The following is a 14,903-nucleotide window of genomic DNA, read 5'->3' on the forward strand; positions in this document are numbered from 1 at the left end:
GGCCCGAGGATAAGCGATGAAGGTAAGAATGCGCAGACAGAATGACGTTGCGGTGGATATAGAAGCGCTTTGTGCTGGACTTGAGGCGCTCGGACTCGAAGCCAGCGAACGAACGGTACAGCTTTTCGCGCGGTATGCCGAGCTCCTCGGCAAGTGGAATCGCGTCTACAATCTCACTGCCATTCGTTCGGATGCGGAGATTCTTACGCACCACCTGCTCGATTCGGCTTCGCTCGTACCGCAGTTGAAGGCCATTGCACCAACGGCGGGCAGCGTGCTTGATGTGGGCTCTGGTGGCGGCTTGCCTGCCGTGCCGATTGCGATTCTCTGTCCGGAAATTCGAGTGCTTGCTGTAGATGCCGTCGGCAAGAAGGCCGCCTTTATCCAGCAGGTTGCCATTGAGCTCGGCCTCAGGAATCTGCGGGCAGAGCATGTTCGCGTCGAAGAACTCGAAGGAGAGTTCGATGTCGTAACGTCGAGAGCATTTGCGAGTTTGGGCGACTTCACGCAGCTCACACATCACCTGCTCGGCAAACAGAGCGTCTGGCTTGCCATGAAAGGCGTGCAGTCCTCAGTCGAAGAAAGCGAACTCGCCGAGCAGATTCGAATCGAGCGCGTCATTGAGCTTACGGTTCCCGGGCTTAATGAAGAGCGCCATCTTTATGTGATGAGGCTCACTGGGAGTGAGTAGTCATGGATTTCTTTTTCGGCAGCTTGAGTTCAGCGTTTCTCGGTGCATTCATCTACACCTTTACGACGCTGATTCCGGTGATCAATCCCTTCAGCGGAGCGATGTTTTTCATTGCGCTTTCGAATCATCTCTCCGATGAGGATCGAGCGTACGTAGCAGGCAGAATTGCCGTTTTTTCGCTGATTATCCTGATCGTCTCTCTTTTTGCCGGACACTTAATTCTTGGTTTTTTCGGAATTTCTGTTGGCGTGCTGCGTTGTGCGGGCGGCATAGTGCTCTTCGCTGCCGGCTGGTCTGCGCTCAACGCGCCTTCGCACGAAGAGTCGAATGCCAAAGAGCAGCAAAAGCTGCCGCGCTCACGCTTAAAAGCTATGGCATTCTTCCCCTTCACGCTGCCGCTCACGACGGGGCCGGGGGCTATTGCCGTCTCTGTGGCGCTTGGCACGAGCCTGCCTTTCAACGTCGCTAACATTGCCGGCACGATCTGCGCCACCATTGTGACGGTGATCGTGATCTGGCTTTGTTATCGCTACAGCGACCGAGTAAGCAAAGCCGTCGGAGCGGCGGGGGCCGACGCACTCGCTCGAATTTTCGCATTCATTCTGATTTGCTTGGGCGTGTCGATTTTCTGGCAGGGTTTCTCGGATTTGTGGCTCGAGCTCAACGCACGATAAACGATGTCATGGACAATCGACCATGACACTTCCAAACAGCATTGAATTTTTGGACTTAAAGAAGAAGCGCACACAATGGCTCAAGTTTTTTGCATTGCCAATCAAAAGGGTGGCGTCGGAAAGACAACGACGACCGTCAATCTTGCCGCCGCCTTAGCGCTTCGCGGCAGACGAGTCTTGATGATTGACCTGGATCCGCAGGGCAACGGCACCACTGGATGCGGTGTGGAAAAGCACATGCTCGACGCGTCCGTCTACGAACTGCTTCTCGGATTAAAGACCTTTGAAGAGGTTGTGCGGCATTCGGAAGCGGGGTTCGATGTACTGCCAGCCAATCGCGAGCTTTCGGGGGCCGAAGTAGAGCTTGTGAGCTTTGCCGATCGGGATCTGCGTCTCAAGAAGGCGCTCTCGGGCGTCATCGGTAAGTACGACTACATTCTGATCGACTGTCCGCCGAGTCTCTCTATGCTCACGCTTAATGCGCTTTGCTTCGCTGACGGGGTAATCATTCCAATGCAGTGCGAGTACTTTGCGCTCGAGGGGCTTACAGACCTCGTCGGATCCGTCAAGCGTGTGCATGGAGACAAAAATGCGGGCTTGCGCATTATTTCGATTCTGCGAGTGATGTTCGATCCGAGAATCACGCTGCAGCAACAAGTGAGCGAACAGCTAAAAAAACATTTCGGCGCCAAGGTGTTCGACACCGTGATTCCGCGCAACGTGCGCTTGGCGGAAGCACCGAGTTACGGCAAGCCCGGCGTGACTTACGACCGTTCGAGCAAGGGTGCCAAAGCGTATATGGCATTTGCCGATGAAATTCTGACCAGACTCGAAGGCGGAGCCTCTCAGCGTAAAGCTGAGCGCCGATAAGGGAGATGTGAGTGGCGCAAAGTCGGAAAAACAAAGGTCTCGGCCGAGGTCTAGATGCTTTCTTCGGTGAGGGGCTTGGCGGCGATGCCGTCGAGCTCAGCGGGCACATTGAAGAGGTTGAGCTTGCGAGTCTGCATGCGGGCAAGTATCAGCCGCGTCAGGCGATGGACGAAAATTCTCTGGCCGAGCTTGCTTCGTCCATCAAGGCCCAGGGTGTGATCAGCCCCATTGTCGTGCGTCCGACGGGGGGCGCTAACTACGAGATCATCGCTGGTGAACGGCGGTTTCGCGCTGCTGCACTGGCCGGCCTTGAAAAGGTGCCCGTCATCATTCGCGATGTTGATGACAAGCAAGCTCTCGCAATGGCGCTCATTGAGAACATGCAGCGCGAAGATCTCAATCCCCTTGAAGAGGCGCAGGGTGTCCTACGACTGATTGAGGAGTTCGGTTTTACGCATGAAGCCGCTGCCGAGGCGATCGGTCGCAGTAGATCCGCCACGACCAATTTGCTGCGGTTGCTCGAACTTACCGAAGAGGTTAAGTCGATGCTTTCTGCGGGGGAAATCGACATGGGGCACGCTAGAGCGCTTCTCGCGCTGAGCGGTGCGCAGCAGATTCTTGCTGCGAAGACCGTAGCGCAGCGCTCGCTTTCAGTGCGTCAGACCGAAGAGTTCGTCAAGCATCTGCTCGAAGGCAGATCAACGAAGAAAAGGAAGGTCGTCATCAAGACGCGCGACGATGAACGTCTCGAAGAGGCGCTCGCGGAAACGCTCGGCACAACAGTAAAGCTCACGGCTAATCGCAAGGGTAAAGGGCGCATCGTGATTGAGTTCTCCAACCTCGAGCAATTGCAAGGAATCGTCGATCGGATTCAGCAGTAATAGCTGGCTTTTTCCGGTTGTTTAGTCACGTTAAGGAAAACAGATCAGGGTGTTTGAATTCCCTAATAGTGTTTCTACCAATTAAGCGGTATCAAAAGTCACCTTTCGGCTAATTGTTAAAAGATGCTACGGCCCGTAAAATCCGCGAAGTTTAGAAATCTTCTGTTGCGTTATCTGTGATGCCTGTCATTTCTGGTATGATGCGCGTCGCTCTGGCGCAGTATGCACTGGTTTCAGTCGTCGCCGCACTCTTTGCTTTGTTTGCAGATGGAGATGCGGCAATATCGGCGTTGCTCGGCGGTCTGTCCTACGCGTTGCCTACGACGTTGTATGCAGTCTCCATCGAGTTTATGCGTCGACACATCAGGCACGCCACGCTCAACGCGATGGCGGTGCTGGTCGGAGAGTTTGTCAAGATTCTGGTTGCTCTCTTGCTGATGCTATTGAGCGTCCTCATCTTTGAAAACATAAATTGGCCCGCTTTTCTCGTTTCGTTGATAGCGGTAGTGAACAGCTACTTCGTCGTACTGTTCAAAAAACACTAAGGATTGGTATTCATGGCAACCAACGCCCCGAGCGCTACTGAGTACATTCAACATCACATGCAGCATCTGCAGTCGCTCAAGCAGAATGTGATCATTGATTTTTCCGTAGTGAACTACGACACCATCTTCTTCTCCGTTTTGGCTTTGCTGGCGGTGTTCTTCATTCTGCGTCTCGGCGCGAAGAAGGCCACTTCGGGCGTCCCCGGGAAGATGCAGTGCGCAGTGGAAATGCTTGTTGAAATGGTCGACAATCAGGCCAAGAACCTTGTCCACGGCGATCGTACGTTCATTGCCCCGCTTGCGCTGACGGTGTTCTGCTGGGTCGCCATGATGAACTGCATCGACCTTATTCCGGTCGATCTGTTCCCGGCGATTGCAGGCCTTTTTGGCGTGCACTACCTGCGTCCGCTGCCGACGGCCGACCTCAACGGTACGCTCGGTCTCTCGCTCGGTGTGCTTCTGCTCCTCTTCTATTACGGCATCAAGGTCAAGAGTTTCTCGGGCTTTGTCGTTGAGCTCTTTACTGCGCCGTTCGGCAAGTTCCCGTTGCTGTGGCCGTTCAACTTTGCGATGAACTTCATCGAATATCTCGCGAAGTTCGTTTCGCTCGGTATGCGACTGTTCGGCAACATGTACGCCGGTGAACTGGTGTTCTTCCTCGTTGCGCTTCTCGGCGGCTTCGCTCTGGATTTCGGGGCGGTCGGGGCAGCCAGTGCAGGACTTGGTCAAGTCGTCGCCGGTCTGGTTTGGTGGCTTTTCCATGTGCTGATTGTTCTGTTGCAGGCCTTTATTTTCATGATGCTGACGCTGGTCTACATCGGCCAGGCTCACAGCAGCCACTAAGCAGCGGACAATTTCTTTCAACTTCACGTGCTTTACTCCCTTTCTTTCCTCTAGGAGTCTTTAAAAAATGACCAACGTCGGTTTAGTAGCTATCGCCTGCGGTTTCATCATCGGTCTCGGCGCTATCGGTGCTTGCCTTGGCATCGGCGTGATGGGTTCTAAGTACCTCGAATCCTCCGCTCGTCAGCCGGAACTCATGGAACCCCTTCAGGCGAAGATGTTCCTTCTCGCCGGCCTGATCGACGCCGCGTTCCTGATCGGCGTCGGTATCGCCATGATGTTCGCTTTCGCAAACCCGTTCGTCGGCTAATTAGCAGCTGCGCGCAAAACGTCCTCTTTTTTAATGACGCTGTCGGTAGCGCTGACGCCTGAAGATTGGCCGGCGCTTCCGACATAACGGGGTTCCGATAATGAACATTAATGCCTCTCTGTTCGTACAGATGGTCGTGTTCTTCTTGGGTGCCTGGGTCACCATGAAGTACATCTGGCCGCCTCTGATCCGAGCGATCGAAGAGCGCCAGAAGAAGATTGCCGACGGTTTGGCAGCCGCTAATAAGGGTGAAAAGGCCCTTGCTGTGGCGACCGAACAAGGCAAGGCCATCGAGGCTGCTGCGCGTGCCCGCGCGTCGACGATTGTCGCCGACGGCGAAAAGCGCGCTCAGTCCATCGTTGACGATGCAAAGGCTCAGGCTCAGATCGAAGCCGACCGCATCATCGAGGCCGCAAAGGCCGAAGCTGCAACGGAAATGCAGCGCGCTCGGGAACAGCTCCGCGATCAGGTCGCTGCGCTTGCCGTCCAGGGCGCTGAACAGATTCTTGTTCGCGAGGTCGACGAATCTGCTCACGCAACCATGCTTGATCAACTGAAGGCGAAGCTCTAACTATGGCGGAACTTTCAACAATAGCGCGCCCTTACGCTGAAGCTCTGATCGAGGCGCTTCAGGATCGTAAGGCCGGCGCAGAAGAAATGGCTCGAGTTCTTGAGGCCGTAGATCTGCTTGCCCGTGTGGCGCAGGATTCACAGGTTCTCGAACTCGCTGGCGATCCGAAGGTGACCGACAAGCAGGTTTTCGATGTTATCGAAGGTGTGCTCGCCGGTGATGTGCCTGCGGAAGTCAAGAATCTGCTTCAGACCGTAGTGCAGAACGATCGTCTGGAAGCCGTGCCTGAAATCGCCCGGCAGTTTCGCAATCTGAAAAATGCGTCTGAAGGCGTTGCCGACGCCCTCATCGAGACGGCTTTCCCGCTCAGTGACGCAGAGGTTAGCGAATTGGTGGCGGCGCTTGCGAAGAAATTCCCAGGTGTGAAGCTTCACCCGATCGTGACGGTCGACAAGGATTTGATCGGCGGCGTGCGTGTTCACGTCGGCGATAAGCTGCTCGACGCCTCGATTCGCGCTCGTCTCGAGCAGATGAAGACGACGCTTACTGCATAAAAATTCGGAGCTGTAAGATGCAACTCAATCCCAGTGAAATCAGCGATCTGCTGAAGAAGCGAATCGAAGGCCTCGGCGTATCCGCTGATCTTCGCACGCAGGGCACCGTTGTTTCGGTGTCCGACGGCATCGCCCGCATTCATGGTCTGAGCGACGTGATGCAGGGCGAAATGCTTGAATTCCCCAACGATGTCTATGGCCTTGCTCTGAACCTCGAACGCGACTCCGTCGGCGCCGTTATTCTCGGCGAATACGAAGGCGTTTCCGAAGGCGACATCGTTAAGACGACTGGCCGCATTCTCTCCGTGCCCGTTGGCCCGGAACTCATCGGCCGCGTTGTGAATGCTCTCGGCCAGCCGATCGACGGCAAGGGCCCGATTGAAGCCAAGATTTTCGACGTTGTTGAAAAGGTTGCTCCTGGCGTTATCGATCGTCAGTCGGTTTCGCAGCCTGTTCAGACTGGTCTTAAGTCCATCGACTCGATGGTGCCGATCGGCCGTGGCCAGCGCGAACTGATCATTGGCGACCGTCAGACCGGTAAGACCGCCGTTGCTATCGACACGATCATCAACCAGAAGGGCAAGGACCTCATCTGCGTCTACGTCGCGATCGGTCAGAAGGCTTCGACGATCGCCAACGTCGTCAGCAAGCTCGAAGAGCACGGCGCCATGGACTACACCATCGTCGTTGCCGCTACGGCTTCCGAATCGGCTGCTATGCAGTACATTGCTCCGTATGCTGGCGCCACGATGGGCGAATACTTCCGTGACCGCGGTCAGGACTCCCTGATCGTCTACGACGACTTGACCAAGCAGGCTTGGGCCTATCGCCAGATCTCGCTGCTGCTGCGTCGTCCGCCGGGACGTGAAGCCTACCCGGGCGACGTTTTCTACCTGCACAGCCGCCTGCTCGAACGTGCGGCTCGCGTGAATGCGACATACGTCGAACGCTTTACCAACGGCGAAGTGAAGGGCAAGACCGGTTCGATGACCGCCCTGCCGATCATCGAAACGCAGGCCGGCGACGTGACGGCTTTCGTTCCGACGAACGTCATTTCGATTACCGACGGTCAGATCTTCCTTGAAACCGACCTGTTTAATGCCGGTATCCGTCCGGCCATCAACCCGGGTATTTCGGTTTCTCGCGTGGGCGGTGCCGCTCAGACGAAGATCATCAAGAAGCTCGGCGGCGGTGTCCGTCTGGCGCTTGCTCAGTACCGCGCCCTGGCTGCCTTCGCACAGTTCGCTTCCGACCTTGACGAAGTGACCCGCAAGCAGCTCGAACGCGGCCGCATGGTTACCGAACTGATGAAGCAGCCGCAGTATCAGCCGCTTCAGGTTTGGGAAGAAGCGCTCGTTCTTTATGCCGTCAACAACGGCTACTACGACGACGTGAAGGTTGGCGACGCGATGCGTGTCGAACGCGCCATGCGCGACTACATGCAGACGCATTACGCCGAACTCGTCAACGAAATCGAAACGAAGAAGGCTCTTGACAAGGATATTGAATCCGCGCTCAAGGCTGCTATCGAAGACTTCAAGAAGAACGGCGCTGTCTAAGCGTCAAAAATCCAAGAGGACCCAATTCCATGCCCAGTACAAAGGAAATTCGCGGCAAGATCAAGAGCGTGCAGAACACGCGAAAGATCACCAAGGCGATGGAGATGGTTGCGGCCTCGAAGATGCGCAAGGCTCAGGACCGGATGTTCCAGGCCCGTCCGTACGGCGACAAGATTCGAGTGATCAGCTCGCATCTCGCTCGTGCTAACGTGACCGACTACAAACATCCGTTCCTGGTCCAACACGAAGGCGCCAAGCGCGTCGGTCTCATTCTCGTTTCGACCGACAAGGGGCTTGCCGGCGCTCTTAATACCAATATCCAGCGCTTGATTCTTCAGCGAATCAAGACGTGGACCGAGCAGGGCATCGGTGTCGATGCCACTGCCATCGGTAATAAGGGCTACGGCTTCCTGCAGCGCCTCGGCGTGCCTGTCATCAGTCAGGTTACTCAGCTCGGCGATCGTCCGATCCTCGACAACCTGATCGGCGCCATCGCCGTTCAGATCGAAGCTTTCAAGGAAGGTAAGGTCGATGCCGTCTACTTGGCCTATTCGCGTTTCGTGAATGCCATGAAGCAGGAGCCTGTTGTCGAACAGCTCCTTCCGCTGACCGACGAACACCTGAGTGCAAACGAGCCGCAGCGCAAATACTCGTGGGATTACATCTACGAGCCCGACGCCAAAACCGTTCTCGACGAGCTTTTGAAGCGCTATGTCGAGGCTTTGATTTACCAGGCAGTTGCAGAAAACATGGCCTCCGAGCAGAGCGCTCGTATGGTGGCAATGAAGGCGGCTTCCGATAACGCGAAGAAGCTCATTGACGAACTGCAGCTCGTCTACAACAAGACCCGCCAGGCTGGCATTACGACCGAACTGACTGAAATTGTCGGCGGTGCCGCGGCTGTGTCTTCTTAATCGAATTTAAAAATCGATAACTGAGGAAACCCCATGAGTATCGGACAGATCGTTCAGGTGATCGGCGCCGTGGTGGACATCGAGTTCCCGCGCGACGAGATGCCGAAGATTTACGAAGCCCTCGTTCTCGAAAAGGATGAGAGCAATACCCTGGCCGAAAGCGGCTTGGTCTTCGAAGTTGAACAGCAGCTTGGTGACGGCGTCGTCCGTACCATCGCTATGGGCACCTCCGACGGCCTGCGCCGCGGGATGAAGGTTGTCAGCACGGGCCGCGAGATCTCTGTGCCGGTCGGTCCGAAGACCTTGGGCCGTATTATGGACGTCCTGGGCCGCCCGATTGACGACTGCGGTGAAATCGGTGCCGAAGAAATCCGTCCGATTCACAACACGGCCCCGAAGTTTGACGAGCTTTCGCCTTCCGTTGACCTGCTCGAAACCGGCATTAAGGTTATCGACCTGATTTGCCCGTTCGCCAAGGGTGGTAAGGTCGGCTTGTTCGGCGGCGCCGGCGTGGGCAAGACCGTCAACATGATGGAACTCATCAACAACATCGCCAAGCAGTACGGTGGTTACTCCGTGTTTGCCGGTGTTGGTGAACGTACCCGCGAAGGTAACGACTTCTACCACGAAATGGGCGAGTCGAAGGTTCTTGACAAGGTCGCCATGGTGTTCGGTCAGATGAACGAGCCGCCGGGCAATCGTCTGCGTGTTGCTCTGACGGGGCTGACGATGGCTGAAGCTTTCCGTGACGAAGGTCGTGACATCCTGCTCTTCATCGACAACATCTACCGTTACACGCTGGCCGGTACGGAAGTGTCCGCCCTGCTCGGTCGTATGCCGTCTGCTGTGGGTTACCAGCCGACGCTTGCTGAAGAAATGGGTAAGCTGCAGGAACGTATTGCTTCGACGAAAACGGGTTCCATTACCTCGATTCAGGCCGTGTACGTCCCTGCTGACGACTTGACCGACCCGTCGCCTGCGACGACCTTCGGTCACCTTGACGCGACCGTCGTTCTTTCGCGTGATATCGCCTCACTCGGTATCTACCCCGCCGTTGACCCGCTCGACTCGACCTCCCGTCAGGTCGATCCGAACATCATCGGCGAAGAACACTATCAGACGGCTCGCCGCGTTCAGGAAACGTTGCAGCGCTACAAGGAACTGCGCGACATCATCGCGATTCTGGGTATGGACGAACTCTCTCCCGAGGACAAGCTTGTCGTTCAGCGTGCTCGTAAGATCCAGAACTTCCTCTCGCAGCCGTTCCATGTTGCGGAAGTCTTCACGGGTGCGCCCGGCAAGTACGTTCCGCTTAAGGAAACGATCCGCGGCTTCAAGATGATTGTTGACGGCGAATGTGATGAACTGCCCGAACAGGCGTTCTACATGGTCGGCACGATCGACGAAGCCTTCGAAAAGGCGAAGACCCTCAAGTAATGCTTGGGCTGGGCCGACTTGATTTTCGAGTCGGCCACGCAAGCGCCCGACAAACGGAGCAACTCATATGGCTACCATTAAAGTCGACGTTGTCAGCGCCGAAGAGAATATTTTCTCTGGTGAGGCTGAGCTCGTCTCGCTGCCCGGTACGTCTGGCGAATTGGGCATTATGCCTGGGCATCTGCCGGTCATTACCGGGATTCGTCCCGGCTTCGTGCGCATTCATCGCCCGGGGCAGGAAGAAGTCGAACAGGTGTTCGTTGCAGGCGGCATCCTTGATGTTCAACCTGATGTTGTGACGGTTCTTGCCGATACGGCCATCCGAAGCAAGGATCTCGACGAACAGAAGGCCAAGGAAGCGCTTGCCGTTGCCGAAGAGGCTCGCAAGACTGCTACGGGCAATCTGGAAATCGCCAAGATCGAAGCCGAAATGGCTGCCTTGGCCGCAGAACTCGCAGCAATTCGCAAGCTCAAGCTCAAGCGCTAAGAGATCGGATTCTGACGATTCGCCGAAAGACGGAGTTTTCCCAGCGGAACTCCGTCTTTTTTTATTCGTAGATCGGTTGCTCCTCGGCTCCGTGTCGATTCGAGGTACGATTATGGTGCAGGCCGCGCCGCTCTCGGGCGGTCTTTCAAGCCGATTAGGTTTAAGGAGATGTGCATGGACGCTGTTAAGATCCTCGTAACTACAGACGGGTCTAATTTGAGCGACAAGGCTGTTGAAACGGCAATTGAGCTTGCTCGCCAGTTCGACGGGACGGTTATCGGCATGACCGCCGTGCTCGCTCCTCCGCCGGCAGCGGGCTTTGTTGCCGAAGATCAGCAGACCAAGGATCGCTTGGAGGCCATTTCGCGCAAGGCTGCGGAAAAGAATGTGCCTTGCGAGGTCGTTGCCGAACATGGCGACAGCGTCGCAAAAGCCATTCTCGAGTGCGCCGCCCGCTATGACGTGCGCTATATCGTCATGGCGAGCCGTGGTCTTGGCACGCTAGGCGCGCTGTTGCTCGGTAGCGAAACGCAGAAGGTGTTGAGTCTCGCCGATCGCCCGGTGCTCGTTGTGCGCTGACGACTCTTCAAGCTGCAAGATCCTTGATAGCGGCTAGAAGTTCGGTCTCGCTGAGACCGACAACTTCGAGCCGCTTTTCTCTGCTGCCTTCCCCAGCTGTTATCAGAAGCTGCGATTTTGACAGTCCCAAGGACTTGGCGAAGAACTTCACGAGTGCTGCGTTGGCTTTGCCGTCTACTGGTGGAGCTGACAGAACGACTTTGAGTCTTTCGCCGTGTTCTCCGACCACGGCCGTGCGCTTGGCATTGGGCTGAACGTGAAGCAGGAGTTGCAGTGTTCCTGTTTTGCTGATGACGAGCCAGCTCGGCGTCGGGGTTGCAGTGGGCGGCATAAGTAACGATCAAAAACAATTCAGCGAGTATGCTCATGAAACCAGTGAACGATTGCTTCCTTCGCGCTCTTAAGCGCAAACCGACGGAATTTACGCCGGTATGGCTGATGCGTCAGGCCGGACGTTATCTGCCCGAATACTGCGAAACGCGTTCGCGTGCCGGTAGCTTCATGGGCCTGGCTCAGAATCCCGATTATGCGACAGAAGTGACGCTGCAGCCGATCGATCGCTACGGTCTTGATGCAGCGATTCTCTTCTCGGACATTCTCACTGTGCCCGACGCGATGGGGCTCGGGCTGAGCTTTGTTCAGGGTGAAGGGCCCGTATTTGCCAAACCCGTTCAGACGGAGGAAGCAGTCAATGCGCTTTATGTGCCCGATCCTAATGTGGAACTCGGTTACGTGATGGATGCGGTGAAGAGCATTCGTCGAGCTCTTGGCAACCGCGTTCCCTTGATCGGTTTTTCGGGCTCGCCCTTCACACTTGCTTGCTACATGATCGAGGGCCGAGGCAGTCGTGATTTTCGAACGGTCAAGACCATGATGTATCGCCGTCCCGATCTGCTCGAGCGCGTTCTTGACGTCAATGCCGAAGCCGTTGCTGCTTACCTCAATGCTCAGATTGCGGCAGGCGCACAGGCCGTGCAGATCTTCGATACGTGGGGCGGGATGCTCGCTGACGGTGACTTCCAGCGCTTCTCCCTGGCTTATACGATGAAGGTTCTCGCCAAGCTCGAGAAGGTCTCTGACGGTGAACCCGTTCCCTCCATCGTCTTCACAAAGGGCGGTGGTGAATGGCTCTCGGCAATTGCCAACAGCGGTTGCGACGCCGTCGGCTTGGATTGGTCCGTTAACATCGCGCGTGCCCGTCGCGAAACGGCGGACCGTGTTGCATTGCAGGGCAACCTGGATCCGTACGTTCTCTTTGGTACGGAAGAAACGATTCGTCGCGAAGTGCGCCGTGTTCTTGACGGTTTTGGTCCAGTGAAGGACGGTGGCCATGTCTTCAATCTCGGACACGGCATCAACCAGTTCACGCCCGTTGAAAGTGTGCAGATTCTTGTTGACGAAGTGCACGAATATAGCCGCCGCTATCACTAAGCGGCAAAGACGAGTGCGCCCGCAATCATACTGATTCGGGGCACTCGCATTTTTCTGGGTCTCGGTGAGGCAAGCCGAGGCCCTTTCTTTTCGGTACGCCAGTAGAACCGCTTCACCGCGTCTAGCTATTGCAAACATGCTATTTTCCGAGACAAGCGGAAAGACGCAGAAATATATTTTCGGAGAGGAGGCGAGGGGCATCGTGCCAGAGGGCAACTTGTACGCGAAGGTCTTGGTCGACGTTCCTGGGCTCGGGCCGCTCGACTACAAAGTGCCTGATGACATGCTGGTTGCTGTCGGCGACCGCGTCACGGCGAATGTTCAGACTCGAAAGGTCGTGGGTGTCGTTGCAGCGCTTGAGAATGCAACAGACCTGCAGGGTAAACGCATCCGAAGTATTACGAGCGTACTGAACGATGTGCCGCCTCTGTCGGCAGAATGGCTTGCTCTCACACGATTTGCTTCGCTCTACTACCTTCGTGGCTGGGGTGAGGCCGCATTGAGCGCGCTTCCACTTTTTTTCAAGCGTCTACCGAAGAAAAATCATCGTGCGATGCTTGAGAAGTTTCGCCGTAAAGGCATCGCACCATCGGTAGAGCGAAGTTCTACGCAGAGCAAACCTGTTCTGAACGCCGAGCAGATGGCTGCAGTCGATGCAGTGGTCAGCGCCAAGGGCTTTGTTCCGTTTCTTTTGTTTGGTGTGACGGGTTCCGGCAAAACGGAAGTGTATCTGCACGTGATGGAAGAAGTTTTGCATCGCGATCCTGAAGCGCAGGTGTTGCTTCTCGTGCCCGAAATCAATCTCACACCGCAGCTTCAGGCGCGCGTCAAGGCGCGTTTCCCGCATGAGTATGTGGCAGCCATGCATTCGGAATACTCCGATGGAGAGCGTGCTGCAGCGTGGCTTGCCGTGCACGAAGGGCGTGCTCGTATCCTCGTCGGTACTCGACTTTCCATTTTTTCGAGCTTTAAGAAACTCGCTCTGATTCTTGTCGATGAGGAACACGACCTTTCTTACAAGGCGGGGGACGGTTTGCGCTACTCCGCGCGCGACCTTGCCGTTTGGCGCGCCGCAAAAAACAGCTGTCCTGTCGTGCTCGGTTCGGCCACGCCGTCGCTTGAAAGCTGGGCCAAGGCGCTCAAGAAAGAGTACGTACTGCTTACTCTCACGCAGCGAGCGATGTCAAAGGCGAAGCTTCCTCAGATTGACCTTATAGATCCGAATCCCAAGGGTTCGGGCATGCTCGTTTCGCCCGAAGCCGAGGGTAGCATTCGCTCCGAGCTCGATGCCGGCAGGCAGGTACTTGTCTTCCTCAATAGGCGCGGCTACTCTCCGGTGCTGAGCTGTCCCTCCTGTGGTTGGGTAAGTGCCTGCATTCGGTGTTCGGCCTTCACTGTTTTTCATAAACGAGAAAAGGCCCTCATCTGTCACCACTGCGGCTGGCGTCGACCTGTGCCCGATGCGTGCCCTGTCTGCGGCAACGTCGACATCCTGCCGCGAGGAACGGGAACCGAACGGCTTGAGGAAGAGCTCGAGCGACTTTTTCCCGGGAAACGCATTTTGCGCATCGACCGCGACAGCACAAGCAAAAAGCATGAGGCCGAAAAAGCCTTTGCTCGTGTGCATGCGGGTGAAGTCGACATATTGGTCGGCACGCAAATGATTGCCAAGGGGCACGATTTTCAGAATGTCGGACTCGTTGTGATTCTCAACGCCGATACACAGCTGCTGAGCCCGGCCGCTCGGGCGCGGGAGCACCTTTTTTCGACGCTCATGCAAGTAGCCGGCCGCGCAGGGCGTGCGAACGGCAAGGGGCGCGTACTTATTCAAACCCGTTTCAAGGATGAACCGCTTTTTGAAGCTCTGCGGCTACAGGACTATCGGCGCTTTGCCAACGAAACGCTTGAGGAACGACGGGAAAACTTCAGCGTCCCCTTTGTTTACCAGGCACTCATTACAGCAGAATCCGATGCGCTTGCCAAAGCCGTTCTTTTCCTCGAGACTATCGCTCGCAGGGGGCGTGGCGTCGCTTCCGGGGAGGTTCGCGTATTCGATCCCGTACCGATGCCGCTTGTTCGTCTCATGAATCGCGAGCGCGCGCAACTTCTTGTCGAGGGTGACGAGCGCAAGACGTTGCATCGATTCCTTCGTGGATTGCTCGAAGGCGTCAAGTCGCCTTCTGACGTCGTTTGGCAGGTGGAAATCGATCCGACGGACGTTTGAGGCAGACAGTCGCGTTTTTTGCAAATTCCGGAGCTGTCGCGTAGACTATTGAGCTCTATCCTCCACGTGGTGAAATGGATATCATGCGGCCCTCCGAAGGCCGCGTTACAGGTTCGATTCCTGTCGTGGGGACCAAATACCCGTCCCGTACCGTTTTTCGGTGCGGGATTTTCTTTTTACGGGCCATCAATTTTCGATTGTCGGGGCGACAGGGTGAACGGGTTTAGCTGGTTGAATCAGGGAAAAAGGCGAATCGTGTATCATTCAGCGGCTTGAAAACCAGCTTTTGATACTCGCGGTTTCAGCCGGGATGAGGCGCCAGTGACGAGAGAG

The 14,903-nt window shown here is 55.9% G+C and carries 17 protein-coding genes and 1 tRNA gene; 17 read left to right on the forward strand and 1 reads right to left on the reverse strand.

Annotated features, from left to right (window positions below; translation table 11 throughout):
* The first annotated feature begins 28 nt into the window (after window positions 1-28).
* The 14 genes from rsmG (at window position 29) to H6A60_RS01120 (ending at window position 10,915) form a co-directional block, all read left to right on the forward strand.
* Window positions 29-691, forward strand: a complete 663-nt coding sequence (gene rsmG / locus H6A60_RS01055; RefSeq protein WP_205101484.1) for a 16S rRNA (guanine(527)-N(7))-methyltransferase RsmG — start codon at window positions 29-31, stop codon at window positions 689-691.
* A 2-nt stretch (window positions 692-693) separates the two neighbouring features.
* Window positions 694-1,365 (forward strand): MarC family protein, encoded by a 672-nt coding sequence (locus H6A60_RS01060; RefSeq protein WP_205101485.1) that lies wholly within the window; start codon window positions 694-696, stop codon window positions 1,363-1,365.
* Between the two features lie 75 nt (window positions 1,366-1,440).
* Entirely contained in the window at window positions 1,441-2,235 is a 795-nt protein-coding gene (locus H6A60_RS01065) for a ParA family protein (protein ID WP_205101486.1), read from the forward strand.
* Between the two features lie 11 nt (window positions 2,236-2,246).
* Window positions 2,247-3,116, forward strand: coding sequence for a ParB/RepB/Spo0J family partition protein (locus H6A60_RS01070; protein WP_205101487.1), 870 nt, complete (start codon window positions 2,247-2,249; stop codon window positions 3,114-3,116).
* A 179-nt stretch (window positions 3,117-3,295) separates the two neighbouring features.
* On the forward strand, window positions 3,296-3,661 hold the full coding sequence (locus tag H6A60_RS01075; RefSeq protein ID WP_205101488.1) for an ATP synthase subunit I: 366 nt from the start codon (window positions 3,296-3,298) through the stop codon (window positions 3,659-3,661).
* A 12-nt stretch (window positions 3,662-3,673) separates the two neighbouring features.
* Window positions 3,674-4,504 (forward strand): F0F1 ATP synthase subunit A, encoded by an 831-nt coding sequence (gene atpB / locus H6A60_RS01080; protein WP_205101489.1) that lies wholly within the window; start codon window positions 3,674-3,676, stop codon window positions 4,502-4,504.
* Between the two features lie 67 nt (window positions 4,505-4,571).
* Window positions 4,572-4,814, forward strand: a complete 243-nt coding sequence (gene atpE, locus H6A60_RS01085; RefSeq protein WP_205101490.1) for a F0F1 ATP synthase subunit C — start codon at window positions 4,572-4,574, stop codon at window positions 4,812-4,814.
* Window positions 4,815-4,914: 100 nt separating this feature from the next.
* Entirely contained in the window at window positions 4,915-5,385 is a 471-nt protein-coding gene (locus H6A60_RS01090; protein ID WP_205101491.1) for a F0F1 ATP synthase subunit B, read from the forward strand.
* 2 nt (window positions 5,386-5,387) lie between these two features.
* Window positions 5,388-5,939 carry a F0F1 ATP synthase subunit delta gene (locus H6A60_RS01095; protein ID WP_205101492.1) on the forward strand — a complete coding sequence of 184 codons (552 nt, stop codon included), beginning with the start codon at window positions 5,388-5,390 and terminating at the stop codon, window positions 5,937-5,939.
* A 17-nt stretch (window positions 5,940-5,956) separates the two neighbouring features.
* A complete protein-coding gene (atpA, locus tag H6A60_RS01100) occupies window positions 5,957-7,498 on the forward strand; it encodes a F0F1 ATP synthase subunit alpha (RefSeq protein ID WP_205101493.1) in 1,542 nt (513 codons plus the stop codon).
* Window positions 7,499-7,527: 29 nt separating this feature from the next.
* The gene (gene atpG, locus H6A60_RS01105; RefSeq protein WP_205101494.1) at window positions 7,528-8,412 is read left to right on the forward strand and encodes a F0F1 ATP synthase subunit gamma; all 885 of its coding nucleotides are present in this window, start codon (window positions 7,528-7,530) and stop codon (window positions 8,410-8,412) included.
* Between the two features lie 33 nt (window positions 8,413-8,445).
* Window positions 8,446-9,849: a F0F1 ATP synthase subunit beta gene (gene atpD, locus H6A60_RS01110; RefSeq protein WP_205101495.1), complete on the forward strand. Its 1,404-nt coding sequence runs from the start codon at window positions 8,446-8,448 to the stop codon at window positions 9,847-9,849.
* Window positions 9,850-9,916: 67 nt separating this feature from the next.
* Window positions 9,917-10,336 (forward strand): F0F1 ATP synthase subunit epsilon, encoded by a 420-nt coding sequence (locus H6A60_RS01115; protein WP_205101496.1) that lies wholly within the window; start codon window positions 9,917-9,919, stop codon window positions 10,334-10,336.
* Between the two features lie 174 nt (window positions 10,337-10,510).
* Window positions 10,511-10,915, forward strand: coding sequence for a universal stress protein (locus tag H6A60_RS01120; RefSeq protein ID WP_205101497.1), 405 nt, complete (start codon window positions 10,511-10,513; stop codon window positions 10,913-10,915).
* A 7-nt stretch (window positions 10,916-10,922) separates the two neighbouring features.
* On the opposite strand, the gene H6A60_RS01125 is transcribed toward H6A60_RS01120, so the two are convergent.
* Window positions 10,923-11,246, reverse strand: coding sequence for a DUF167 domain-containing protein (locus tag H6A60_RS01125; RefSeq protein ID WP_205101498.1), 324 nt, complete (start codon window positions 11,244-11,246; stop codon window positions 10,923-10,925).
* Window positions 11,247-11,281: 35 nt separating this feature from the next.
* Here H6A60_RS01125 and hemE point away from each other — a divergent pair, with 35 nt between their 5' ends.
* The 3 genes from hemE to H6A60_RS01140 all read left to right on the forward strand — a co-directional run bounded on the left by hemE (window position 11,282) and on the right by H6A60_RS01140 (window position 14,705).
* A complete protein-coding gene (hemE, locus tag H6A60_RS01130) occupies window positions 11,282-12,346 on the forward strand; it encodes a uroporphyrinogen decarboxylase (RefSeq protein WP_205101499.1) in 1,065 nt (354 codons plus the stop codon).
* A 202-nt stretch (window positions 12,347-12,548) separates the two neighbouring features.
* Window positions 12,549-14,570: a replication restart helicase PriA gene (gene priA, locus H6A60_RS01135; protein ID WP_338054820.1), complete on the forward strand. Its 2,022-nt coding sequence runs from the start codon at window positions 12,549-12,551 to the stop codon at window positions 14,568-14,570.
* A gap of 60 nt (window positions 14,571-14,630) precedes the next feature.
* A tRNA-Arg gene (locus tag H6A60_RS01140) sits at window positions 14,631-14,705 on the forward strand.
* Window positions 14,706-14,903: the final 198 nt, after the last annotated feature.

The organism is Sutterella massiliensis (genome assembly GCF_016899755.1).
Classification (GTDB): domain Bacteria; phylum Pseudomonadota; class Gammaproteobacteria; order Burkholderiales; family Burkholderiaceae_F; genus Sutterella; species Sutterella massiliensis.

Excerpts from the sequence above, each read along its gene's own strand:
- H6A60_RS01120 (WP_205101497.1), top strand. The coding sequence starts at position 10,511 with ATGGACGCTGTTAAGATCCTCGTAACTACAGACGGGTCTAATTTGAGC.
- atpG (WP_205101494.1), top strand. The coding sequence starts at position 7,528 with ATGCCCAGTACAAAGGAAATTCGCGGCAAGATCAAGAGCGTGCAGAAC.
- H6A60_RS01065 (WP_205101486.1), top strand. The coding sequence starts at position 1,441 with ATGGCTCAAGTTTTTTGCATTGCCAATCAAAAGGGTGGCGTCGGAAAG.
- rsmG (WP_205101484.1), top strand. The coding sequence starts at position 29 with ATGCGCAGACAGAATGACGTTGCGGTGGATATAGAAGCGCTTTGTGCT.
- atpA (WP_205101493.1), top strand. The coding sequence starts at position 5,957 with ATGCAACTCAATCCCAGTGAAATCAGCGATCTGCTGAAGAAGCGAATC.
- H6A60_RS01095 (WP_205101492.1), top strand. The coding sequence starts at position 5,388 with ATGGCGGAACTTTCAACAATAGCGCGCCCTTACGCTGAAGCTCTGATC.
- H6A60_RS01060 (WP_205101485.1), top strand. The coding sequence starts at position 694 with ATGGATTTCTTTTTCGGCAGCTTGAGTTCAGCGTTTCTCGGTGCATTC.
- H6A60_RS01125 (WP_205101498.1), bottom strand. The coding sequence starts at position 11,246 with ATGCCGCCCACTGCAACCCCGACGCCGAGCTGGCTCGTCATCAGCAAA.
- H6A60_RS01115 (WP_205101496.1), top strand. The coding sequence starts at position 9,917 with ATGGCTACCATTAAAGTCGACGTTGTCAGCGCCGAAGAGAATATTTTC.
- atpB (WP_205101489.1), top strand. The coding sequence starts at position 3,674 with ATGGCAACCAACGCCCCGAGCGCTACTGAGTACATTCAACATCACATG.
- H6A60_RS01090 (WP_205101491.1), top strand. The coding sequence starts at position 4,915 with ATGAACATTAATGCCTCTCTGTTCGTACAGATGGTCGTGTTCTTCTTG.
- atpE (WP_205101490.1), top strand. The coding sequence starts at position 4,572 with ATGACCAACGTCGGTTTAGTAGCTATCGCCTGCGGTTTCATCATCGGT.
- hemE (WP_205101499.1), top strand. The coding sequence starts at position 11,282 with ATGAAACCAGTGAACGATTGCTTCCTTCGCGCTCTTAAGCGCAAACCG.
- atpD (WP_205101495.1), top strand. The coding sequence starts at position 8,446 with ATGAGTATCGGACAGATCGTTCAGGTGATCGGCGCCGTGGTGGACATC.
- H6A60_RS01075 (WP_205101488.1), top strand. The coding sequence starts at position 3,296 with ATGCCTGTCATTTCTGGTATGATGCGCGTCGCTCTGGCGCAGTATGCA.